This window comes from Roseivirga sp., from assembly GCF_034669765.1.
GTDB lineage: Bacteria > Bacteroidota > Bacteroidia > Cytophagales > Cyclobacteriaceae > Roseivirga.
In genome coordinates this window covers 508,476-531,868 of record NZ_JAXMOQ010000003.1, presented here as the reverse complement: position 1 = coordinate 531,868, position 23,393 = coordinate 508,476, and the positions used below count along the sequence as shown (strand labels likewise).

Sequence of the window (23,393 nt, the reverse complement as noted above, 5' to 3'; positions counted from 1 at the left end):
AATGGGGGTGTTTGTTATGAATTAGTGGTAGTGAGACTCCCGAATATTTCTACGTGTTCGTAAAGCTCTATTTCATCAAACTGATGACTCATTTTTATTTGGGTAGACCTTTTGCCTAAGCTAAGGTTTTTAAAGTACTTTTTCAGCAATGGCTCCAAGCTTTTTATTTTGTCCTGAACAGCCCAAAGCACAATAGGAGTGTCCTGACCTTCTTGACTGAATTGCTGAATAGACATTAGAACCAACTTAGGTAACTGCTTGATATCACCAATTTTAAACTGATTGTAAATCATCAATTTTTGCCCATTAAAACCCGCTAGCATTAAAGTATCGGAATTGCAATTCAGATATAAAGCTGGTTTTGCAACTTTAAGTAGTTGGTTTTCAATGCTATTCAAAAAGGTAGAACCTTCATGGAAAACATGGATGCTTGCCTTTTTATATTTTGAGAAAAACCAATCTTGAATCGCTGCTGGGTAGCCAAAAACATAAGTGGCTGCTAGTGATTTGTGTTGCTGTATTGCGTAGTTATCCAAATCAGGATTACTGTCGGTGTTGAGTCTTATGTAATTGTAAGCCGAATCTTCATCAAACAAGAAACTAGGCACCAAACAGAATTGATTATTTCTAATATGGATATGGATAGTAGGCCAAAATCCAGCCGGAACTAACTCGTGCTGATCATGGATTTTGTTTAGGAAATCAATTGGGGATGATTCAATGAGATAATTTTCGAATAACAGAAGCTTCTGCTTTTGTTCGTCAAATACAGTGATTTGACAGTCATGCTCCCCAATAAAAAACGAAAGACGACATTGATCAATATGATCAATGTTCATTCTTTCGTCTTTAATTTTTATGAGTTGTTGGTTTGTAACAGTACTCACTATAATGATTTACTACCAGTTACCTGAAGTGGTAATTTCAGTTCTAGAACCGAAACGTAAGGGTCTTCTGTTTTTAATTTCGTTATCCTCTGTTCTTGATCTGTCGAAAGGATAAGTATCAACGACTTCAACATAGTCTACGCTAACCCCTGAACGAACCGAATCTTTTGCGTAAAGCGAAAAATATTTGTCCGGTGCGTGCGGTAGCCTTGGTAGATTCATAGGGTTGAAATTCGGTATTTTAAACAATGAATCTCTTACGGTTCTATAACCTAAGGTGTCATAAGCGAATGTAGAAATTTCTTCTCCGTAAGCTTGAGGAGTAATGGTTTCCGTTCTTTGTATTAGCCAGATTTTACCGCTGTCTACATAGGCGATTAATTTCTCCCAAGTATCGGCATAATCACCGTAGGCAACTTGGTAAGCAATTTGGGCATCACGAATGAGCCCAAGCTTGGCTTTCACCGTGTTTTCTACTCTTTCAATTTCTTTTGCTTTCTCAATAGTTGAGTTGATACTGTCATACAGGAAGTAGCCAAACGTGAGGGCTCCAAGGAATATGACTACGGTAAGAATTTTAGTTAGGCTCATTTTTAAGGTTGATCTTTTTGCGAAAATAACTATTTTATTAGGTAACTGAAATAAATTGAACTGCTATTTTATGCAATTCTAATGAAATTTGAAATAGCCTGTCTGATTTAAAAGGCTTTCGAAACTAGTAATATTTTGTATAACATAATGCAATCGATGGTTAGTGATTCGTTTTATTTCTTCAAAGGGTTTAAAATCGGTATGAGTGATGATTTGAGAATCAGCTTCTGTTTCAGTGTATACGCCTTTTTTAGTGTTTTCTGGTTTTTTAGCACTCAATAATATTTTTTACTATTTATCAGTTGATCGAGGCACTCATGTAGTCAAATAAGGTTTTTCAGATTCCAATGATCAAAACCAGAGGAGCAATACTTCCAAGTACTAGTTGTTCGAAGCATTAAGAGCTTTCATCAACTGGGCTTTCAGAAGTTCCGATTCACTTGGTCTTGGAGCATCCTTGTTTACTAGTCGTCCATTGGTATCGTAAATCATGTAGCGCGGAATGAATTGAATTTCTAAATCATCCATTTGTAATGAATTGTCTGCATTCATGATTCGGTAGTTAATACCTCCTTCTAGTTCTAACTTCTTTAAAGCCTTTTGCCATGGTTCTTCGGTGCGGTCTGTGGAAAGGTATAGGTAGACAATGTTTTCGTTGTTTAACTCGCTTTGTATTTTTTTAGAACTTGGCATTTCAGCAATGCAAGGGGCACACCAGCTGGCCCAATAATCTACATAAATGACTTTCCCTTTGTTGGCCGAAATAAATTCATTTAGTGTTCCAGTCTTGCCGCTGTTGTCTACCAATTGAACATCATCATCAATTTCAAACTTGACATTATACTTCTTTACAAAGTCATTAAATAGCACAGTGTCTTGATAGTCATTTTTAAATTTGGTGAGGTACTTAAGCCTTGTTTCAATGTTAAAATCTCCAGTCTCAGAAAGTATTTTGTCTAAGTTTTTATACTGAAGAAGTTTTCTTTCTGTGGGACTGAACGCTTTAGATGCTTGAATAGAATCGTATGAGGTGGCGTAATCCCGAATACTGCTTCCGCTCCCTCTACCTTTCATCACTAGCTTGGGTAGAGGATAGAGCCGTTTGGCTTTGGTTTCTATGAAACTTTGGTAGACGCCTGAAACTAGGAGTGAATCGTTTCTAACGGCAAGCACGGGGTGATCTCTTTCTAAGTCTATTAAAATTTGACGCAAATATTCGAAGTTCTCTTCCTCGGGGACAAACCTTAATTCGGTCACTTTATTGGTTAGCTTCCAATACAAGTCACTTAGCATGGCATTATAGTGCTGGTCAGTGATTAAACCCTGTTCTTTGAAGGAATTGACTCGTTTCATGTCTTCCGTTAACTCTTGATTCAATACTTTCCCCATCTTGATTCTGTAGTTTCTATCGAACTCTTGTGAGCTAATGGTCTTGTCTTCACCTCTTGAGTATAGTCTAAAGCCCAGTAGAGAGTGATTAAATATAATCATAGCAGGTAAGTCGTCTTGGTATACAGAGTCTCGTTGGTTTAGGCTAAAGTTTGTAACCTCCGTATTTTCTTTTCGGTTAATGATTTCTGCGATTGGTTTTGTGCCCTCATAATTAAAGATAACCGTATCTCCTTTCCTGAAATAATAGGTGAGTTCATCCAAGGCTTTATAGGTAAGCTTAACTTCAAGCAAATCACGCTTTGTGCTTATGGTCACTGTATCTGAAGGAGAGTTAACTTCAAAACGATAGCGAGTAGGTATTAAAGCATCATTGATAGTTTGGATTTGGTAACCATTACCTGAAGCAAGATTCCCAACAGATTGATCATAAAATGAAGGAAAAGTGTATTTAGCATGCGATTGAGGATTCTTGAAAATTAGAACGACCTGATCTGGCAGCTGGGGCTCATCTGCTAATTTGACTTTGTTTTGACTACAACCTAAAGTTGATGTTAGGATTAATAAAATGAGGTACTTGTTCATATCCTGTGGTTTATTCTATAAATATATAAAATAAACCACATCTAAAAACTAATTAATTAGTTAATAATTTATGGAATAACCAGTCCTTTTTAAAAGGCTATCAAAGCTGCTTATGTTTTGAATAGCGTAATGCAAATGCGCTTTTGGGAGTTGTTGTATTTCTTCAAAGGATTTAAATTCGACCTGTGTGATGATTTGTGCATCAGCCTCCATTTCTGGGTCAGTGCCTGTTTTGAGCTTTCCACTCAGTATTTTCACCTCAAAAAATAATTCGATACCGTGGAGCGGTGGGTCGAGGTATTCATGCACAAAAAGGAATCTCTCCACTTCAATGTCTAAATGGGTTTCTTCCATAAACTCACGCTTTAGTGCTTCATGGGCATTTTCTCCATATTCCATGCCTCCGCCTGGTGGAGCCCATAAAGAGCCATCTTTTCCCAAAGCGGTATGGAGAACCATCAGTAGGCCTTCTACGGTAATGCATATTCCGCAAACCCGAACCCGAAGTTTTTCGCCATAATTAGATTTGATTTTGGATTCCAGTGAGTCCATAAGTAGGAGATACGATATATTTGTCCAAAATTGAAAAGATGATAAAGGTATTGAATCCCAACTTTAAATCAAGAATCGAGAAATTCCTCGAAAGGCAATATTTCATGAAGCTGGTGGGCTTTGAATTGAATGTGATTGAAGCTGGAACTACGGAAGGTTGGTTGACTTTAAAACAAGAGCATCAGCAGCAAACAGGTTTGGTGCATGGGGGTGTTACGGCTACCGTGGCCGATATTGTTGCAGGCTTTGCTGCATATACGGTTGTGCCAGAAGATCACCATGTAGTGACTGGCGAGATCAAAATCTCTTATTTCTCTAAAGGAAAGGGAGATAGGCTACATGCTATTGGTAAAGTGATTAAACAAGGTAGAAAACTGAACTTTTGTGAAGCGGAAGTATGGTGCTTAGATGGAGAGAAAAGAACATTGATTGCTAAAGCCACCACGACAATGGCCACTATTTTTTCCTGAAGACATTTCACGCGCTAAGCAATAACTATTGGCAAAACCTTCTGAAATATTATTGAGCAAATTCCCTTTTGAGCCCACTTCTGGTCAAAAGGAGCTTTTTCGTATGTTCGATGAATTTCTTCTGGACAAAGATTTAGTAAAGCCAACGCTGACCATTCGAGGTTATGCGGGAACGGGAAAAACTACTGTCATTGGAGCGGTGGTGAATATGCTTCCCTTCTTCAATATGAAGTATGTGCTGATGGCACCGACTGGGCGTGCCGCGAAAGTGATGTCTACTTATTCAAAACGAACGGCTTTTACGATCCATAAAAAGATCTTCCAGCAAACGGAAGAGCCAGGGGGAAGTCTCCGTTTTTCGCGTCAGAAGAATTACCACACCAATACGCTCTTTATAGTCGATGAAGCTTCAATGCTCTCGGATCAATCGGACTACGGCACAAAAGGGCTTTTGACCGAGTTGATGGATTATGTTTTTGAAAAGGAAGGAAACAGGCTTTTGCTCATTGGTGATGTGGCCCAGCTTCCACCAGTAGGTAGTACCGAAAGCCCAGCTTTGGAAGCCTCATACCTGAAACACAATTTCAAAACCGATAATTTTTCTATTGAGCTTACTGAAGTAATGCGACAAGAAGAATCGTCAGGAATACTTTATAATGCTACTCAGCTGAGGCGGGAACTTGGTAAGGAGAAGTTTGATATAAAATTCACCACAGGTCAGTTCAAGGATATTTTTAAAATGACTGGTGAAAAGCTGGAAGACGGCCTGCGTTATGCTTATGATAAATATGGTACCGAGAATACGGTAATTGTTTGTCGCTCGAATAAAAATGCAGTGCAGTACAATCAGTACATCCGAAGGGCTATTCAATATAGAGAAGACGAATTGGAGGCCGGAGATATATTGATGATTGTTCGGAACAACTATCATTACTTGCCGGAAAATACGCCCGGTGGCTTTTTGGCCAATGGGGACTTTGTAGAGGTGATGAAAATCGTTCGCTTCGAAGATGTTTACGGATTGCGCTTCGCCACCCTGAACTTGCGATTACTCGATTACCCTGACCATGAACCTTTTGAGGCGAAAGTGATTTTGGACACCCTTTATACTCCAGAAGCATCGTTGCCAAGTACCGAGCAGAAAAGGCTTTACGAGCAAGTGGTAGAAGATTATGCGGATGTGGAATCGAAAGGAGAGCGGATAAAACTGATTAAGAAAGACCCCTATCTGAATGCCCTGCAAGTGAAGTTTGCTTATGCACTTACCTGCCATAAATCTCAAGGGGGGCAATGGGAGGCGGTGTTTGTAGATCAAGGTTACCTCAATGAAGATATGATCGATCAAGATTATTTGCGCTGGTTATATACCGCAGTCACGCGTGCTTCAAAGGAGCTCTTCCTCGTTAATTTTCATCAGAAATTCTTCTGATTCGCTTCTCTTCAGAAGTTATTTATTGTCTTTTTGGTGAATCAATTCACCAAAGGTTAAGTTTTCGCAGCTCTTACAGGCTATTCTTCACCCCTAAAACCAAAAACAGCCAACCCATAATAAAGCCCAGGCCTCCAATTGGAGTAATGGCGCCCAACCATGTAACATTGGTCAATGATAAGGTGTACAGCGATCCGCTAAAAATGAATATGCCCACTACAAAGCAGATGGCTGCATAACCGAAATAGTTACTTTGATAGTTGATCATTAAGAAGCCCAAAACTAAAAGCGCCAAGGTATGGTAAAACTGGTATTTCACGCCTGTTTCAAAAGTGGCCAATCGATTATTGGCGGTCAATGTGCTTTCCAAAGCATGCGCACCAAAGGCGCCAATGGCTACGGATAACATTCCAAATATTCCTGCTAAGATTAAAACTGTTTTTGCGCTCATTGTTAATTGTAGTTTCTTCCTCCAAAAATAGCAGATCCAATCCTCACCATAGTACTTCCTGCTTCACAGGCTACTTGGTAATCACTTGTCATGCCCATTGATAATTCCTTCATTTCGATATTTCCAGAATGAATCTCAACTTTAATTTGATCGAAAAGCTCTTTCAGTCCAGTAAATTCATTCTTCACCCTTTGCATATCATCAGTATTGGTGGCCATACCCATCAGCCCAACAACTTTAATATGCTTTAGGTCTTTAAAGGCTTCTGATTTTAAGAAGTCAAGTAATTCCTCTTCTGAAAACCCAAACTTGCTTTCTTCCTTGGCAATAAAAACTTGCAGCAAACAAGGAATGATACGTTCGTTTTTCTCTGCTTGCTTATCGATTTCTTTTAAAAGGCGATCGCTGTCTACGGCATGAATGAGGTGAACAAAAGGAGCGATGTACTTTACTTTATTTCTTTGCAAGTGGCCAATCATGTGCCACTCAATGTCCTTTGGTAGTGCTTCGGCTTTTTCCGTAAGCTCTTGCACTTTGTTTTCACCAAAGGCACGTTGGCCCGTCTCATAAGCCTGTAACAAATCTTCCTTTGGCTTAGTCTTACTTACGGCAATCAATTGAGCACCAAATGGCTTTAGAATCTCGCGGTATTTTTTTATGTTGTTTTCTACACTCATTTGAGTTGCCTTATTTTCAGTAGTACTTTTGTTTATATTTGAAACTCTCAGTAGGCTCCAAAGTTAGGATAAATTCGCTTTGAACAGGGCTTGTTGATCATATGAAATTAATTGAATGGCCATATTAGGGACTATACTTAAAAAAGGAATAAAGCTTAGGGAAACACTTGAACAAGATTATACTACACCCTATGAGCTTCAAAAAAAGGAACTGTCGAAACTGCTTATTAGCGCAAGAAATACGCAATTTGGTAGAGAATATGATTTTGTAAGCATACTTGAGTCTTTCAGAAATCATGGTGGACACGATTTTTTAGATAGGTTTAAAGCCAATGTGCCTGTCTGCGACTATGAAAAAATAAATGCAGATTGGTGGCACAAAATCAGAGAGGGTGAAGAGGATGTTTGCTGGCCGGGTAAAACCAAATTTTTTGCTTTAAGCTCTGGTACTTCGGGCGCAGCCTCAAAATATATACCTGTCACCAAGGATATGATTCGCCAGATCAGAAGAACAGGAACAAGGCACATCTATACACTTTCTAAATACGATTTACCTGATAAATTCTTCCAATCTGGAATGCTTATGCTGGGAGGGAGTACCTCACTTAATTTCTCTGGAAACTATTATTATGGTGACCTGAGTGGTATCACCACTGGGCAGTTACCACTTTGGGTGCAAGGTTTTTCAAGACCCACACCAAAGATTAAAAAGAACAAAGATTGGGCGGCCAAGCTGGATGAAATTGTGGACTCGGCTCCAAAATGGAATATCGGGATGATCGTGGGCGTGCCCGCATGGATGCAAATTCTTTTAGAACGAATTATTGAAAGGTACCATGTAAAGGATATACATGAGATTTGGCCAAACCTGCAGGCCTTTGTGCATGGCGGTGTGTCATTCGAACCCTATAAAAAAGGTTTTGAAAAGCTTTTGGGAAAGCCGGTTCATTACATAGAAACCTATTTGGCTTCCGAAGGTTTTTTGGCCTTCCAATCCGAGCCCAATAAAAAATCCATGAGGTTGGTGCTCAATAATGGTGTTTTCTATGAGTTTGTCCCTTTTAATGATAAGAACTTCAGCCCTGATGGGGTGATCGTTGACAATCCAGAAACTGTGATGATAGATGGTGTAGAAGAAGGTAAAGACTATGCCTTGTTGATTTCTACTTGCGCTGGGGCATGGCGTTACCAAATTGGAGATACTGTTAGATTCGTAGATAAAAGAAACTCGGAAATTATCATCACAGGCCGAACAAAGCATTTCTTGAGCCTTTGTGGTGAACATCTTTCTGTAGATAATATGAATCATGCCATTGAGTTGGCTGCCGAAGAGTTAAATATTTGTGTTAAGGAATTTACCGTAACAGGTATTCCTGATGGTTCATTGTTTTCTCATAAATGGTACGTGGGTACTGATGATGTAGTGGATAGCACTGCGCTATGTGCGCTAATTGACGCCCACCTTAAAGTTGTAAATGACGACTATTCCGTAGAACGAAAGCATGCCTTGAAGAATGTAACGTTAGATATTATACCTACTTCGGTTTTTTATGACTGGATGCGTTCAGAGGGTAAAGAAGGTGGTCAATCTAAGTTTCCGAGAGTGCTAAAAGGAAATCATCTTAGCAGTTGGTTAGACTTTCTTTCTCAACAACCTAAGAAGTCCTGATGCATCCTATACTCAATGGTTTATTGTTTGGTTTATTACTCTGTGTACTCATTGGCCCAGTTTTCTTTGCACTTATTCAAAACAGCATAGAAAAGGGTTTTTGGTCAGGGTTCTTTATGGCCATTGGAGTGGCGCTAAGCGATGCATTTTATATTTTAATCACCTACTTCGGAATTTCTCAGCTTGTGGAAAGTGAAAACTTTAAAATGTGGTTGGGCGGAGTAGGAGGTGTCATAATGTTGGGCTTTGGACTTTTCTATTTGTTTAAATCAGTGCCCAAAACAGTGGTGATGAAGAACACCAACGGTAATAGAGATGGTTTCAAACAAATTTTAAAAGGCTTTTTTCTAAATGGTGTAAACCCTTTTGTATTGTTCTTTTGGATTGGGATCATGAGTAAAGTATCTATCGATTTTGAATATACTTCAAATCAGGCCTTGGCCTTTTTTGTTGCCTTGGTCGGTACGGTGTTTATTGTAGATGTTATTAAGTCTTATTTCGCTACCAAACTCAGAGAGATAGTTACAGCTCGTTTTATGAGAATAATGAACCGCACTGTAGGTGTGGCATTAATCCTTTTTGCCCTACGTTTGCTTAATTTCTTGCTCGAAGGTTTTGGTATTGAACTCTTTGCTTAGCCATGAAGAAATCATTGTTTCTTACTGTTTTTTTTGTTTTTATCACCTTTCAGGCGCTTGGGCAATCTTCTGAACTCACAGCATTTAATACAGACCGATTGGAGCTGAATAAAGTGGGAATGATTGTGCTCGGCAGTTGGGCCATTGGCAACTTTGCTACCAATGCGGCTTTATTGAAAAACCCAAGTTCTAAAGAACAGGGTCATTTTTATAGAATGAATATCTATTGGAATGTGGTGAATTTAGCGCTGGCCGTTCCTGGTTTACGCAACTCGATAATTACTGACCCAAGCTCAATCAGTCTAACGGAATCTATTGGCGATTATCACCAAATGGGTAAAGTACTTTTGATCAATGCTGGGCTAGATGTAGCCTATATTACTGGTGGTTTCTTAATGAAAGAAATGGCCAAGTCACGACCAAACAAACAAGACTTACTAAATGGGTATGGTAAGTCTTTAATGCTACAAGGAGGATTTCTCTTCGCTTTTGATGTAGTGATGTATGGCTTACTGCAAGCCAAGAGTGAGAGCCTGAATAAAATACTGGAAACAGTAACCGTAAATGCTGACGGCTTGAGTCTGGCTTTTAGGTTTTAAGTAAGTATGAAGTTTCGAAAATAGGCTAACAGTAATTGGCTAATCCTCCAACACATTACTTACAAAAGTACTTTTTGAAAGCATAAATAGAATAAAGAAAACCAAGCCCCATTTGGCGTAAATAGGATAGAAATCCGTAGTGTTCTTGTAACGGGTTTCTTTGATTTCGGCTTTTTCGTATTGGTCAATTAGGCTAAAAACATTTGAAAGCGCTTCGTTATCAGAAGCACGATAAAACTGGCCATCACCAATTTCAGCAATCTTTCTTAGCGTGGTTTCATCCAATGTGTTCTCTATGTAATTGGGTCTACCAAAGAAGTCTTTTCCGTAAGGTACTTTTCCATCCTTACCAATACCAATGGTGTAGATTTTAATACCATAAGCAGCGGCCAATTCAGCTGCAGTAATTGGGTCAATATTTCCGGCAGTATTGTCTCCATCACTTAATAAAATCATCACTTTAGAAGCAGCAGATGATTCCGTCATTCGGTTGGTTCCTGTAGCAATGGCGCTACCAATGGCCGTACCTCGGTTCTCTATTTTACCGAAGTCTACCTCTGTGTCAATAAAACTACCCAGTAATTCATAATCTGTCGTCAATGGAGAAAGAGAATAAGCATCACCAGAGAAGATTACAAGTCCAATTCTGTCTTGAAAACGGCCATTGATAAAGTCACGTGCCGTCTGTTTAGCCGCCTCAAGTCGGTTCGGCTTGAAATCTTCAATCTGCATTGATTCAGAGGTATCAATAATCAACACAATGTCAATTCCTTCTGTCCATTGCTCCACCTCTTCATTGGTGCGCTGAGGGCGAGCGAGTGCAACAATCAACATGGTTAATGCCAAAGCAGTGAATAGGTTAGGGATCACTCTTAAATAGCTTGTCCAGCTGCGTTCAATGTCTTGTTTAGGGAGCGCAACAGGGAGTTTTTGCTTTATTTTAGTGCCTATTAGCCATTTAAGAAGAAACAGAATCAGAACTAATGGAAGGGCGTATAGAAATATCGGAAACGCCCAATCAAAGGATTTGAAACCCGTAGGAGTGAACCACTCCAGTGAAAGCCAACTATATTTCGATTCGTCAAGCATTTTTAATTACTTCTGAAATGTGATTGTATCGGTCTTGAGTATAGTCTTTCAAAAACTCAAAATCGTTCTGCAAAGCAGAAACGGTAGCCCTGCTGTATATGTTTTTATCAATGGATTTAAGCGTTTCATCCAAACTGGAACTTTGTGTCAGTAATACAATTTCCTTGGTGGTTAGTTTGGTATATGGTAGATTTTCCAAACCTTCCATGTAGCTCTTCCAGTACTTTAAAGTCTTTTCAATGTTCAACTTTGTAGTGTCGTTGCTCAGGGCATCAATCTGTTGCTCGAAGCCTGCTTTGAACTTTTCAAGGCCTTTATTCAACCTGTATAGCCTTATTCGTTTTCTAATCTCTTTACCCCATACCACTAAAACAATTATGGCCAGAACTCCTAAAACTATTAAAGCAATAATGAAATACGGATAATTGAATTCAAGCGAAACAGGTCTATAATAGGAGTTTTCTTCCATGCTTACGCTATCAGGCATTTGTGTAACCACCTGATCGAGAATAATAGAATCCATTAAACTGAAATTCGGAATGCTGTCGCTTGCCGTAATTAAAAACACAGGTAAGGACAGTCTCTGAACGGTATCGATTTCAAAAGTAGTGAGGTAATACACCGCACTGTCGATACTATTTAGATCGTCAGACTGCGTATTGAAATATTCCTTTTTAACCAGCTCAAAGGGAGCGAAATTATAGAGTGAATCAGGAAATATAACGGACCTGTTTTTCTTGTCTTTATAACTGAAAATAAACGGAACCGGCTCACCGATTTTCACACTGTCTTTCAGGAAAAAACCGATAGGCTTGGTTTCCTGAGCGTGAATTGCCTGACTTCCAGAAAAAATTAAGGCGGCTAGAATGGTAAGTTTAACGATCTTAATCACGCTTCATTGATTTATTTCGCAGTTTGAAAAGTTTGATGAGTTGAGGAATGTAATAATCCTTAGTGTTGATTTCTACATAATTGATCTGGTGCTTTCTACAAAACAGCTGTAAGTCATCTTTATTAGTAGAATATCGTTTTTCTAGCTTATTTCTGAAATCCCTTGACGAAGTATTTACCCACACGGTTTTACGGCTTTCTTTGTCGTAAACAGGAATTATTCCCAAGTTAGGTAAATTAGTTTCTCTGTCGTCTTTTAAATGAATCACTACCAGGTCATGCTTATTAGAAAGTGTTCTTAGGTTTTTCTCGTAATCGGTGTCAATAAAATCCGAAATCAAAATTACCACACTCTTTTTATTAATGGCTTCAAGTGCTAAACCAATCGCCTTACTGATATTCGTTTTGCCTGATTTTGGTTTCAGGTTATAGAGTTCATGAATAATGGCATAACCGTGCTTACTGCCTTTTCCAGATTTCACAAATTTTTCTTTTTGATCTGAAAAGCAAATGAGACCCACTCTGTTTTGTTCCTTAATTGCAGAGAGCGTTAAAACCGCAGCAATTTCCTTTCCCACATCTACCTTTTGGGCGCCTGGGTTTCCTATTTCTTGCGAACCACTCACGTCAAGCAAGAAGAAAACTGTCTGTTCTTTTTCTTCCTTAAACGTCTTTACAAAGGTTCCATGTCCTTTGGCCGAAGTGTTCCAGTCAATATTTCGGACGTCATCGCCATAGTGGTATTCACGCACTCCATCAAACTCCATCCCCGATCCTTTAAAAATGGAATGGAAATCCCCTTGCATCCGGGAATTGATGGCTTTTCTGATTTGTATTTCGTACTTCCTAAGCTTGGAAATTATGTGCTCCATATCTAAAAGGCCAAAAATAGAATTAAATCGGTTTTATTCAGCGTCAACTATCTTAAATTTGGTTAAGAAGCATTCCGCTACCGTGCAGAATACGTTACCTTTGACAAATTCGTTTGAAAATCGAAGTTGAAAATAAAATTGAGTATTGAGTGTGAAAAAGCTTTTTTTGTTGGCGGTTAGTTGCTTGTTTTTTACCTGCGGTAGTAAAGAAGAGTTGCCTGAAGGATTATTGTCAGAATCTGAGATGATCGACATCATGATCGACATCAGAGTAGCAGAGGGTAAGGTAACCCACTTGTTGCTTAAGCCTGACTCCGCTAAACAGGTGTTTAAGGTGTTGGAAAAGAGGATTTTCGAGGAACATAATGTGGATACTGTAGCTTATAAAAGTAGCTATCAGTACTATTTGCTTCATCCAGAAAAGGCCTCTGTTATATTCTCGGCCACCTTGGATAGCCTCAATGTTATGAAAGAAAGAGTTACCAATCAGAGATAAGAACAATCCCCATTTACTGAATGCTTTATCCCCCAAATTTAGAAGAAAAGTTAGGTTTTGATAAAATCAGGGCCATTTTGCTCGAAAAATGTGAGAGTAACTTAGGTGCCCAGTTCGTTTCAAAAATTAAATACGCTATAGATCGCAATTCTATAGATAAGTGGTTGGAGCAAACCCACGAATTCACCAGAATTATCCAAAGTGGTGAGCTTTTCCCCAATGCAAACTACATCGATGTTTCTTCGCACTTGAAAAAAGTGCAGATGGAAAATTCATTTCTTTCGGAAGATGAGTTTTTTGATTTGTTGCTTGTTTTCAAAACTGCCGACCAATGTTTGGGATTTTTTAGCCAAAAGCGAGACGACTACCCTGAGCTAGTTCAGCTCACTCATCCATTGCTTTGGAATGATGAATTGCTCTGGTCCATAGATCGGAAATTTGACGAACGAGGAAAATTAAAAGACAACGCGTCTGCTTTATTGGCGGAGATAAGGAAAGGGATTTTCACCGAGCAACAAAGACTTAGAAAAGTACTTGATGGTATTTTAAGACGGGCACAGAAAGATGGCTTTACTCCTGATGATGTGTCCATTACGATTCGTGAAGGCCGAATGGTAATTCCTGTATTGGCGGAATACAAAAGAAGGGTGCGCGGCTTTGTTCATGGTGAATCTGCTACTGGCCAAACTGTTTATTTAGAACCCAGCGAAGTACTCGAAATCAATAATGAAGTTCGTGAATTGGAGTATGCTGAAAAACGCGAAGTCACACGAATCTTAACTTCATTAACCGATGAGGTACGTCCAGAGTTGGGTAACCTTTCAGGGATTATGAAGTTCTTGGGCATCATCGATTTTATTCGTGCCAAAGCCCGTTTCGGAATTGATATCGATGCCATAAAACCAATTTGGAATGAAGAGAAAGGCTTTAATTGGCAAGAAGCTCGACACCCGTCACTTTACCTGTCCTTTAAGAGCTTGGGTAAAAAAGTGGTACCACTGAATATTTCACTGGATGCAGAAAAACGAATCTTGGTGATTTCTGGGCCAAATGCCGGAGGAAAGAGTGTCTGTCTGAAAACCGTTGGCTTATTGCAGTACATGTTCCAATGTGGCTTGCTTGTTTCTGTAAATGAAACTTCACGTTTCACTATTTACAACGACCTATTTATTGATATCGGTGATGAACAATCCATCGAAAATGACTTAAGTACTTACAGTTCGCACTTAGTGAACATGAAAAACCTTTTGGGGCATGTTAATAAGGGCAGTTTATTCCTGATTGATGAATTTGGAACGGGTACTGAACCGCAGTTTGGTGGAGCCATTGCCGAGGCCATTTTGGATGAACTCCGCAGCTCAAAAGGCATGGGCGTTATAACTACGCACTATGGCAACCTAAAGGAATATGCCGACAAGCAGCATGGCTTGGTGAATGGGGCTATGAAATACGATTTAAAGAACCTTCAACCCATTTATCAACTAGAAATTGGCAAACCTGGAAGTTCTTTCGCTTTAGAAATTGCTAGAAAAATTGGCCTTTCAAATCAGACCATAGAATACGCGAAATCTAAAGTAGGTGTAAAGCAAGTTTCTGTAGATCAACTTCTCGGTCAGTTGGAAAGTCAACAGTACGAAGTTGAAAAGGCGGAGAAGCGGGTGAAGACCAAAGAGAAGGAACTAGATGAGTTAACTACTCAATATGCCGAACTCAAATCTCACCTCGAAAATCAAGAGAAAAAAATACTGAATACGGCCAAGCGCGAAGCCAAAGTGCTTCTGGATAGTGCTAATAAGGAAGTAGAGCGCGTTATTCGTGAGATCAAAGAAGCCCAAGCGGACAAGGAAAAAGTAAAACAAGCCCGCGAAAGTTTGGAAGTTGCTAAGAAGAAAACAAAAATCACTTCACAAGAAAAGGAGGAGGTTCAAACCGAAACGGGTGCCATTGAGGTAGGAAGCTATGTCCGTATTAAGGGACAAGAGACCTCAGGTAAAGTGGTTTCCATCAAGGGCAAGGATGTTGAGTTAAGTATCGGAGCATTAAGCTCTATGGTCAAACTTAATCGTTTAGAGAAAATTACCCGTAAAGAAACTCGTGAAAAAGCCAATGTGATGCTGGGTAAAGCAGGAGTTTCCTTAAACGATAAAATGGCCAATTTCTCACAGAAGTTAGATATCCGTGGTTATCGTGCCGAAGAAGTAATTCCAAAACTAGAACAATACATAGACGAAGCCATTTTGCTTGGCTTTAACGAACTTCATATCCTGCATGGAAAGGGCAATGGTGTGTTAAGGCAAATCGTGCGAACTCACCTATCATCCTATAAAGAAATTGCCCAAATGAAAGACGAACACGTAGACCGTGGAGGAGCAGGAATCACTGTAGTTACAATGAGGTAGGGGTGTGATATGTTTTTTCATGCTCTTAAATGAATACCTGAGATGGGTTGAGTATTTAGGCTGATTTTTTCAGCCCATTAATGTAGCTAACTAAACACGGGGGTGTCTCTGAGTTATTTGTTAATTGAGAAATAGCAGTAGTATACTCAAAGCGTAAACTACAGGAGTACTTTTTTTTGAATAAAGAACCCTTAGTCTTTCCAATTTCACTTTGTAATCGATTAAGAAATGAAATTAAGAAGCGGAGCTCGAACTTTCCTCTGAATGTTAGTTCCTTTTGCACTTGATCAAATTCTAATATTTTATCATCAAGCTTCTTTTTTGGGATTTTGGGGGCGTCTGGAAATAGCCCCTCAATTTTATCTTGACTTAGTAAATCCGCAGGGAAATTTATCGATTTTAGGTCTGGGGAAACTACTTTATTAAAATCTTCATTTTTAATGATAGATTTAATTTTGTCGTCAATACCTAGCCGAGTACTGATCTTGTTTTCACTTCTATAATCGGCTTGACAAGCCAGCCAGCTATTCAGTAAAATTGACTGTTCATGAAATTGATGCTGAGAACTCTTGTAAAACGAAATGATCTGATTGAAGCACTGACACTGTCTCGAAATGTTAAATTCGTTTAATAAAATATTCTCGAAGGCGGAGTCTACAACAAAGAGATTCTCAATACTATAGCATGGTGTACTGTATATGTCTTGTATTGTGTTTTTAGGATCAAAATCACTATCAATAAAGTACCCAATATTGCACTCGCTGTATCCCTTCTGATGGTTAATTAGAGAACGAACTTTGATTACGTTGTCTTTACCTAAACATATGTAGTCCAAGTAGTCATTTTGGGGATGAAGCATTTTGACTCTATGTGAATAAAAACTTCTATCTTCTTTCCCTTCATAGAAGCAATAAACTGCTTTTGAACCTTTCTTAAAATCTAAGACAAATTCTGTGTATGCTACCAAACCTGATCCAAGTTCTGCTTTGGCTTCTTCGATAATACTCATATTTAATGATTGACTTCTGACTGCTCAACAAAAAGGTTCATTCCAACGGCAAAATTTTCTAGAGAATTATTGAAGATAAAAGGCGAGTGTGTTACGGCAAGTAAGAAATCGCATTTTTCAGTTTCAAGAATGTGCGGTAGTAATTGCTTTTGCCATTTAATGGAAAGAGAAAGTTCAGGTTCATCAAAAAATACTAATAAGTTGGACTTATCTTCGAGATATAACTTAGAAAATAGGGAGACTATTTGTTTCTCACCGGAGGAAAGCTGATTGAGTTCGACTTTTTCGCCAGTTATATTATTTTGTATTACTAATGTTACTGAACTTTCATCAAAGTAGAACATCTTCCCAACAAGGTATTCATTACAAACCTTTTCAAATTTTTTAATCGAATTATCTAATGACTGTTGTTGGAGATATATGTCTTCTAGTTTGATTAAAAAATACGCTAGTTCTTGTTTCTTTTGTAATTCCTGTGTTCGCAGCAATTCAAGAATATTATTCCGGTCTGCTTCTGAGAGATTATTTTTAACTCTATTGAGTATAATTTCGATATTATTACCATTAATATTTAGAATGTCATCTTTTGACAACTTAGGAAAACCCTCTTGAAGTTGATGAAGCATCTCTCCGGTAACCTTCGCAAACCCTTTTATTGATGAATCATTAATTCTCGATATTATGTCTTTTATCCTTTGCACAACATCTTCCATTCCAAACTGGATTAAGGTTTCTTCCTCCAGGTCATCACTTTCTTCATCATCTTCCTCCCAAAAATCATTAGCAATTTCGTGTGGGCTAATCCCTTTTAACCGACCGAGGTTATGCAATTCCTCTTCAACTCGTCTGTAGGTTGGGAAATAGAGTATGTTTATAGGGTTTGGGGTATTATCCAAATAGTCAACCAAATTTTCTAAGCTTGATAAGTCTGGCTGCTGCGTTATTCGATCTATTATTTCAATAACTAGCCCTATCGGGGCATTAATATTTTGAGCAGTCTTATTCTTCCTTACATATTCGTAAATAATCCTGTGTCGATCTATTTTTTTTTGGGATCGTTCTTCTATGAAAGAGATTAATTCCGAAAAATCCAATGTGTTTAAGAGCTCAGATTTTAAGTTTTTATATTTATTTAACCTCTTGTTTCCTTGATTTTCGATATACCATGACAGTTGCTCTCGAGTGAAACTAAACTGAATATTATCAATTTTAATTTCAATACTTTCAAAGTTAATTTTCTGGAGCTTTTTCCATTTTTTTGTTAAGGTAAAATACAATGAGTTGAGAATAGATGTTTTACCTAGGCCATTTTCCCCCATCAAAATCAAAATATTATTTTCGAATGAAAGATTGACATTTTGGTATCCGAAAAGCTTCTTGATTTTGTAACTATTAATTCGGTTCATGTTTTCTATTAAGTTGTAATTAAAGCTTAAACTTCTAATAGTTGAAAGACCTTGCGATTATAGCTAAAATTAATTGAAATACTACAATTGGCAATTAATTACGATGTTAGTGTTTTAAACAATTAGAAAAATGCCTTGATTGGAGGGGCTCTTTCGCTCTCGTTTCAAATAGCGACACCACGCAATGAAGATCAATTTTTCGTCATTGCGAACCTGAAAGTGTATATCGGAGTGGATGAATGTACGTGAAGCAATCTCCCCGCTCAATTGACAAAGACTGCTGGCTAGAGACTGCTTCGTTACAGCCCATTGCTAACGCATGGCCTGCTTCTGCGCCAACGCTGAAGCTAAAGAGTAAGCGTTCGCAGTGACGATCTTGATTTATGCTTTGCGTTTCTTCGTGCTCTCTGCGGTTAGATCAAACCAACTTCAACATCGCATCATAGTCAATAGACATATGAGAACTGTTATGAACAGCCTTCCCGTTTTTGATGACAATGGCTTGTGGTGATTCGTGCTGTACGCGAAATTGTTCAGCCACAGCGTTTGAGATTTCTCTAAACTGAATCAAGTCTAAGTAATAAACTTTCAATTGGTTTCCCTCTGCTGTCCAGTTGCGTTCCAAACGGTTCAGCGCCATGCTGCTAATGCTGCAACGGGTACTGTGCTTATAAATCACCACCGTTTGGTTTTTACTCTCTTCAATTATTTCAGAAATCTGATCCAAACGCTCCAATCTATTCCATGGCACTTCAACAGTGTCTTCCTTCTTTTTATTCCAAAACATAAAGCTTAGTAATTTATCAAGTCATTCAACTTCTCTACAAGTCTTTGTTTTGGTAAAAAGTTCTCTTCTAAGTGTTTTCCGAAAGGAACAGCGGTATCCAAGCTGCCTATTCTTGCTACTGGAGCATCCAAATATTGGAAACAGTTTTCGCCAATCCATGCGGCTATTTCGGCACCAACACCACCAGTCAGTGTGTCTTCGTGCAATACAATTACCTTATTGGTTTTCTTTACCGTAGCTTCCACCGCTTCCTTGTCCCAGGGCAGTAAAGTTCTTAAGTCTATAATTTCAATTGAGGCCTCAGAAGTAGCAGCCAATTCTTTCGCCCAGTGCACACCCATACCATAAGTAATGATAGAGATGTCTTCACCTTCTTGAGCAATGGCAGCTTTCCCTACTTCAACAGTATAGTAATCATCCGGAATATTTTCGATTACAGAACGGTACATGACTTTGTGTTCAAAGAACAAGTAAGGGTTCGGGTCTTCAATGGCCGCAGCCAAAAGTCCTTTAGCATCTCTTGGGTTAGAAGGGTAAACGATTTTCAAGCCAGGAGTGTGGAAGAACCAGGCTTCGTTGGACTGTGAGTGGAATGGCCCAGCCCCAACACCAGCCCCGGTCGGCATTCGTACCACGACATCGGCATTTTGCCCCCAGCGGTAATGACTTTTCGCGAGGTTGTTCACAATTTGGTTGAAACCACAAGTAACGAAATCGGCAAACTGCATTTCTACCATGGCTTTGTAGCCATTAATGCAAAGGCCGAGCCCCGTACCAATAATGGCTGATTCACACAAAGGCGTGTTACGCACCCTTCCGCTTCCGAATTTATCTAAGAAGCCATCAGTGATTTTGAAAACACCACCATATTCGGCAATGTCTTGCCCCATCAACACAAGGTTGTCGAAACGTTCCATGCTTTGCTTCAAACCATCCGAAATAGCATCTACAAAACGCTTTTCAGAAGTGGCATCGGTTTTTGGTTCAATTACTTCCTGAACAAATGGCGCATGCATATCGTCAATTTCCATTTGAGTGGCAGGAGGTAATTCTTCTGCATAAGCCAATTCTAAACCTTCTTCAATGTCGGCTTTGATTTTGGCTCTGATTTCTTTTTCCGCTTTTGCGGTCAGTATTTTTTCCTTCTTTAAAAAGGACTCATAATTTTCAACAGGATCTTTTTTCGCCCATTCTTCCATCAAAGCTTTCGGGACATATTTTGTGCCGCTGGCTTCTTCGTGCCCGCGCATCCTGAATGTCATGCATTCCACAATCACTGGCTTAGGGTCTTTTCTAATTTCTTCCGCCAATTGCTTTATGGTAGAATGTACTTCAAGCAAATTATTACCATCTACTTTTACCGCTTTAATGCCGTATCCTGGGCCTTTATCTACAAAATTCTTGAACCTGAACTGCTGTTCACTTGGAGTGGATAGACCATAACCGTTGTTTTCAATCACGAAAATTACAGGCAAGTCCCAAACAGCAGCCACGTTAAGCGCTTCGTGGAAATCACCTTCTGAACTAGCGCCATCCCCCGTAAACACCAAAGTGGCTTTTTTGCTTTCTTTAAGTTTGTCGGCTAAAGCAATTCCATCCGCCAAAGCCATTTGCGGGCCTAAATGCGAAATCATCCCTACAATGTTAAATTCCCTTGTTCCGAAGTGGAAGGAGCGGTCTCTTCCTTTTGTGAAGCCGCTTAACTTACCCTGAAACTGTGCGAAAAGACGATTGTAAGGAATATTTCTACCCGTAAAAACACCCAAGTTTCGGTGCATGGGAAGAATGTATTCTTCTTGGTCGATGGCATTCACGGCTCCAACAGAAACCGCTTCTTGTCCAATCCCAGAGAACCATTTGGTGATTCTTCCTTGTCGAAGTAGAATGAGCATTTTTTCTTCGATCATGCGTGGTCTAAGAATTTGCTCGTAGAGGTTTAAAAGTTCTTGCTTGGAGTAACCTTCTCGTTTAAAAATCATAATTGTTCACATGGAGTGCGCAACAAAATTAAAGTAAACCCTCAATTGCCGAAATTAATGTGCATTATTTTTATTTTTGCCAGCCTACCCAATTGTATATGATCCAATTTGAACGATTTGAGTTAAAAAACGGCCTTCAGGTCATTTATCATGAAGACCTTACCTCGCCTATGGTGGTGGTAAACGTGCTTTACAATGTGGGGTCCAGAGATGAAGAAGAACATTGTACTGGATTTGCTCACCTTTTTGAGCATTTAATGTTTGGCGGTTCACTAAACGTGCCCAATTATGACGAGCCTTTACAAAAAGTTGGGGGCGAGAATAATGCCTTCACAAGTCCAGATATTACAAACTACTACATCACGCTTCCAGCCGAAAACATGGAAACCGCATTTTGGTTAGAGTCTGATCGAATGCTTAGCCTTTCTTTTGACCCAAAAGTATTGGAAGTGCAGCGTTCTGTGGTGATCGAAGAATTTAAACAGCGGTATTTGAATCAACCTTATGGCGATGCTTGGTTGAAATTGAGACCATTGGTGTATAAAGAGCATCCTTACAAATGGGCAACCATCGGAAAGGAAATTGAACACATCGAAAAGGCCACTATGGAAGATGTCAAAGATTTCTTCTATCGTTTCTACAAACCAAATAATGCGGTTTTAGTGGTGGCTGGAAATACTTCTTTGGAAGAAGTAAAGCGGCTGAGCGAAAAGTGGTTTGGTGAAATTCCTAAAGGAGAAACGAACGAGCGAAAATTACCTCAAGAGCCTGCCCAAACGGAGTACAGGGAATTGGAAATAGAAGCCTCAGTACCAGCAGACTCACTCTATATAGCTTTTCATATGGAAGGTCGAGCGGATGAAAAGTACTATGCAACCGATTTACTGAGTGATATTTTAGGGCGTGGTAAATCTTCATTACTGCACGATCAGTTGGTAGAAAAACAAAGACTTTTTAGTTCAATTGGTGCTTATGTAATGGGTTCTAGCGACCCAGGTTTACTCGTAATTAATGGGCAATTGAGTGCTGGTGTTTCGCTTGCTGAGGCTGAGAAGGCAGTGTGGGATTTGATTGAAGAATTTAAGAATACTTCGATTGAAGCCGCCACTTTGCAGAAGGTGAAGAACAAAGCAGAGTCAACTATTGTTTTCGGGGAGGTGGAGTTACTGAACCGTGCCATGAATTTGGCGCATGCTTGGACTTTGGGCGACCCAGATATAGTGAATCATGAAGGCGAGAAAATTCAGGCCGTTACGGTAGAAGATATTAAGGAGCAGGCCAATAAAATACTGGTGAAAACAAACGCTTCGGTATTAAGATATAAAGCAAAAAACGAAATATGAAAATCAGGGTAGGTTTTGGGTACGATGTACACCGTTTGGAAGAAGGTAAAGACTTTTGGTTGGGCGGAATTAAGGTGCCGCATACGCATGGAGCAGTCGGCCATTCTGATGCTGATGTACTGATTCACGTGATTTGTGATGCGCTTTTAGGAGCGGCCAATCTACGAGATATTGGTTTTCATTTTTCGGACAAGGATCCAAAGTTTAAAGGGATTGATAGCAAAATTTTACTGAAGGAAGTAGTAGCGCTTGTAGAGGCCAAAGGTTTTTCCATTGGAAATATTGACAGTACTATTTGTTTAGAGTTACCAAAAGTAAATCCACACATTCCTGAAATGCAAAATTGTCTTGCAGAAGTAATGGGGATTGAGAAAGAAGATATTTCTATCAAAGCGACCACAACGGAAAAACTCGGTTTCGTAGGAAAAGCTGAAGGCGTGGCAGCCTATGCCACAGTGCTGATTCAAAAGTAGATGGCTGAAGTTAAGATTATAACCACTGAAGACGGTTCGCATTCTCTGTATCATGCCGAATTGAACGAAACCTACCATTCATTTCATGGGGCGGTGCAAGAGTCGCGTTATGTGTTTCTGAAAGAAGGGCTGGATTTTCTTATTGCAAATTTTGATTTGGATAAAATCAGGGTGCTTGAAGTTGGCTTCGGTACGGGTTTAAATGCCATCCTTACTTCAGAATGGGCCACAAAAAATAAGGTGAAAATTGAATACACCAGCTTAGAGCCTTATCCTTTAAAAAGTGAAGTATACGAAGCCCTCAACTACCACGAATTTTTCGAAGATAAAACCGTGAAGGAGCGATTTTTGGAACTTCATAATGTCGCTTGGGAAAAGAATTTTCAGCAAAATGAATTTTTCACAATCCTGAAAACCGAAGCTAAACTTCAGAATTTCGAATCCAGTTCACTTTTCGATATCGTCTTTTTCGATGCCTTTGCACCAAGCAAACAATCGGAAATGTGGGATTTAGATGTGATTGAAAAAACAGCTGAATTGCTCGATGTTAATGGTGTTTTTGTCACCTATTGTGCCAAAGGTCAACTGAAAAGGGATTTAAAAACCGTTGGGCTAACAGTTGAGACTCTTCCTGGCCCACCGGGCAAAAAGGAAATGGTAAGAGCCGTGAAACGTTAAGGATTGTCTGGCTTTAAATTTGTACTCAAGTTCA

General features: G+C 39.3%; 23 protein-coding genes. 10 read left to right on the top strand and 13 right to left on the bottom strand.

Annotated elements, in window-relative coordinates; genetic code table 11:
• Positions 1–14: 14 nt before the first annotated feature.
• From VOI17_RS08495 to VOI17_RS08480, 4 genes are all read right to left on the bottom strand, one after another.
• On the bottom strand, positions 15–839 hold the full coding sequence (locus VOI17_RS08495; protein ID WP_323756817.1) for a DUF3822 family protein: 825 nt from the start codon (positions 837–839) through the stop codon (positions 15–17).
• 60 nt (positions 840–899) lie between these two features.
• Positions 900–1,478 (bottom strand): hypothetical protein, encoded by a 579-nt coding sequence (locus VOI17_RS08490; protein ID WP_323756816.1) that lies wholly within the window; start codon positions 1,476–1,478, stop codon positions 900–902.
• 381 nt (positions 1,479–1,859) lie between these two features.
• The gene (locus VOI17_RS08485; protein WP_323756815.1) at positions 1,860–3,452 is read right to left on the bottom strand and encodes a TlpA disulfide reductase family protein; all 1,593 of its coding nucleotides are present in this window, start codon (positions 3,450–3,452) and stop codon (positions 1,860–1,862) included.
• 60 nt (positions 3,453–3,512) lie between these two features.
• Complete coding sequence (locus VOI17_RS08480) at positions 3,513–4,004, bottom strand: NUDIX hydrolase (RefSeq protein ID WP_323756814.1); 492 nt, start codon at positions 4,002–4,004, stop codon at positions 3,513–3,515.
• A 38-nt stretch (positions 4,005–4,042) separates the two neighbouring features.
• On the opposite strand from VOI17_RS08480, the gene VOI17_RS08475 reads away from it, so the two are divergent.
• Positions 4,043–4,474: a PaaI family thioesterase gene (locus VOI17_RS08475; RefSeq protein ID WP_323756813.1), complete on the top strand. Its 432-nt coding sequence runs from the start codon at positions 4,043–4,045 to the stop codon at positions 4,472–4,474.
• Positions 4,475–4,502: 28 nt separating this feature from the next.
• The gene (locus VOI17_RS08470) at positions 4,503–5,903 is read left to right on the top strand and encodes an ATP-dependent DNA helicase (RefSeq protein WP_323756812.1); all 1,401 of its coding nucleotides are present in this window, start codon (positions 4,503–4,505) and stop codon (positions 5,901–5,903) included.
• Positions 5,904–5,976: 73 nt separating this feature from the next.
• Here VOI17_RS08470 and VOI17_RS08465 read toward each other — a convergent pair whose 3' ends face one another.
• On the bottom strand, positions 5,977–6,354 hold the full coding sequence (locus VOI17_RS08465; RefSeq protein ID WP_323756811.1) for a DUF423 domain-containing protein: 378 nt from the start codon (positions 6,352–6,354) through the stop codon (positions 5,977–5,979).
• Between the two features lie 2 nt (positions 6,355–6,356).
• Positions 6,357–7,031 carry a YggS family pyridoxal phosphate-dependent enzyme gene (locus tag VOI17_RS08460; RefSeq protein ID WP_323756810.1) on the bottom strand — a complete coding sequence of 225 codons (675 nt, stop codon included), beginning with the start codon at positions 7,029–7,031 and terminating at the stop codon, positions 6,357–6,359.
• Between the two features lie 115 nt (positions 7,032–7,146).
• On the opposite strand from VOI17_RS08460, the gene VOI17_RS08455 reads away from it, so the two are divergent.
• The 3 genes from VOI17_RS08455 to VOI17_RS08445 are packed head-to-tail and all read left to right on the top strand — an operon-like array spanning position 7,147 to position 9,937.
• Positions 7,147–8,700, top strand: a complete 1,554-nt coding sequence (locus VOI17_RS08455) for a GH3 family domain-containing protein (RefSeq protein WP_323756809.1) — start codon at positions 7,147–7,149, stop codon at positions 8,698–8,700.
• Positions 8,700–9,338: a LysE family translocator gene (locus VOI17_RS08450; protein WP_323756808.1), complete on the top strand. Its 639-nt coding sequence runs from the start codon at positions 8,700–8,702 to the stop codon at positions 9,336–9,338. The genes VOI17_RS08455 and VOI17_RS08450 overlap by 1 nt, the downstream gene beginning before the upstream one ends.
• Positions 9,339–9,340: 2 nt before the next feature.
• The gene (locus VOI17_RS08445; protein ID WP_323756807.1) at positions 9,341–9,937 is read left to right on the top strand and encodes a DUF6992 family protein; all 597 of its coding nucleotides are present in this window, start codon (positions 9,341–9,343) and stop codon (positions 9,935–9,937) included.
• Positions 9,938–9,976: 39 nt separating this feature from the next.
• Here the strand turns inward: VOI17_RS08445 and VOI17_RS08440 are convergent, their stop codons facing one another.
• The 3 genes from VOI17_RS08440 to VOI17_RS08430 are packed head-to-tail and all read right to left on the bottom strand — an operon-like array spanning position 9,977 to position 12,789.
• Positions 9,977–11,026 carry a vWA domain-containing protein gene (locus tag VOI17_RS08440; RefSeq protein WP_323756806.1) on the bottom strand — a complete coding sequence of 350 codons (1,050 nt, stop codon included), beginning with the start codon at positions 11,024–11,026 and terminating at the stop codon, positions 9,977–9,979.
• On the bottom strand, positions 11,019–11,918 hold the full coding sequence (locus tag VOI17_RS08435; protein ID WP_323756805.1) for a hypothetical protein: 900 nt from the start codon (positions 11,916–11,918) through the stop codon (positions 11,019–11,021). The genes VOI17_RS08440 and VOI17_RS08435 overlap by 8 nt, the downstream gene beginning before the upstream one ends.
• On the bottom strand, positions 11,911–12,789 hold the full coding sequence (locus tag VOI17_RS08430; RefSeq protein ID WP_323756804.1) for a DUF58 domain-containing protein: 879 nt from the start codon (positions 12,787–12,789) through the stop codon (positions 11,911–11,913). Before VOI17_RS08430 ends, VOI17_RS08435 begins: the two co-directional genes overlap by 8 nt.
• A gap of 151 nt (positions 12,790–12,940) precedes the next feature.
• Between VOI17_RS08430 and VOI17_RS08425 the strand changes: the two genes are divergently transcribed.
• Together VOI17_RS08425 and VOI17_RS08420 are read left to right on the top strand one after the other, a co-directional pair.
• Entirely contained in the window at positions 12,941–13,285 is a 345-nt protein-coding gene (locus VOI17_RS08425) for a DUF4296 domain-containing protein (protein ID WP_323756803.1), read from the top strand.
• 20 nt (positions 13,286–13,305) lie between these two features.
• Positions 13,306–15,684 carry an endonuclease MutS2 gene (locus VOI17_RS08420; protein ID WP_323756802.1) on the top strand — a complete coding sequence of 793 codons (2,379 nt, stop codon included), beginning with the start codon at positions 13,306–13,308 and terminating at the stop codon, positions 15,682–15,684.
• A 55-nt stretch (positions 15,685–15,739) separates the two neighbouring features.
• Here the strand turns inward: VOI17_RS08420 and VOI17_RS08415 are convergent, their stop codons facing one another.
• The 4 genes from VOI17_RS08415 to VOI17_RS08400 all read right to left on the bottom strand — a co-directional run bounded on the left by VOI17_RS08415 (position 15,740) and on the right by VOI17_RS08400 (position 20,865).
• Complete coding sequence (locus tag VOI17_RS08415) at positions 15,740–16,693, bottom strand: DUF4435 domain-containing protein (protein ID WP_323756801.1); 954 nt, start codon at positions 16,691–16,693, stop codon at positions 15,740–15,742.
• A gap of 2 nt (positions 16,694–16,695) precedes the next feature.
• Positions 16,696–18,099 carry an AAA family ATPase gene (locus VOI17_RS08410; protein ID WP_323756800.1) on the bottom strand — a complete coding sequence of 468 codons (1,404 nt, stop codon included), beginning with the start codon at positions 18,097–18,099 and terminating at the stop codon, positions 16,696–16,698.
• 418 nt (positions 18,100–18,517) lie between these two features.
• Positions 18,518–18,886, bottom strand: a complete 369-nt coding sequence (ytxJ, locus tag VOI17_RS08405; RefSeq protein ID WP_323756799.1) for a bacillithiol system redox-active protein YtxJ — start codon at positions 18,884–18,886, stop codon at positions 18,518–18,520.
• A 5-nt stretch (positions 18,887–18,891) separates the two neighbouring features.
• Complete coding sequence (locus VOI17_RS08400; protein ID WP_323756798.1) at positions 18,892–20,865, bottom strand: dehydrogenase E1 component subunit alpha/beta; 1,974 nt, start codon at positions 20,863–20,865, stop codon at positions 18,892–18,894.
• Positions 20,866–20,963: 98 nt separating this feature from the next.
• Here VOI17_RS08400 and VOI17_RS08395 point away from each other — a divergent pair, with 98 nt between their 5' ends.
• From VOI17_RS08395 to mnmD, 3 genes are read left to right on the top strand one after another with little or no spacing between them, the layout of a single operon-like run.
• Positions 20,964–22,208 carry a pitrilysin family protein gene (locus VOI17_RS08395; RefSeq protein WP_323756797.1) on the top strand — a complete coding sequence of 415 codons (1,245 nt, stop codon included), beginning with the start codon at positions 20,964–20,966 and terminating at the stop codon, positions 22,206–22,208.
• Complete coding sequence (ispF, locus tag VOI17_RS08390; RefSeq protein WP_323756796.1) at positions 22,205–22,681, top strand: 2-C-methyl-D-erythritol 2,4-cyclodiphosphate synthase; 477 nt, start codon at positions 22,205–22,207, stop codon at positions 22,679–22,681. The genes VOI17_RS08395 and ispF overlap by 4 nt, the downstream gene beginning before the upstream one ends.
• Entirely contained in the window at positions 22,682–23,359 is a 678-nt protein-coding gene (mnmD, locus tag VOI17_RS08385) for a tRNA (5-methylaminomethyl-2-thiouridine)(34)-methyltransferase MnmD (RefSeq protein WP_323756795.1), read from the top strand. It begins immediately after the preceding gene.
• The last annotated feature ends 34 nt before the right edge of the window (positions 23,360–23,393 follow it).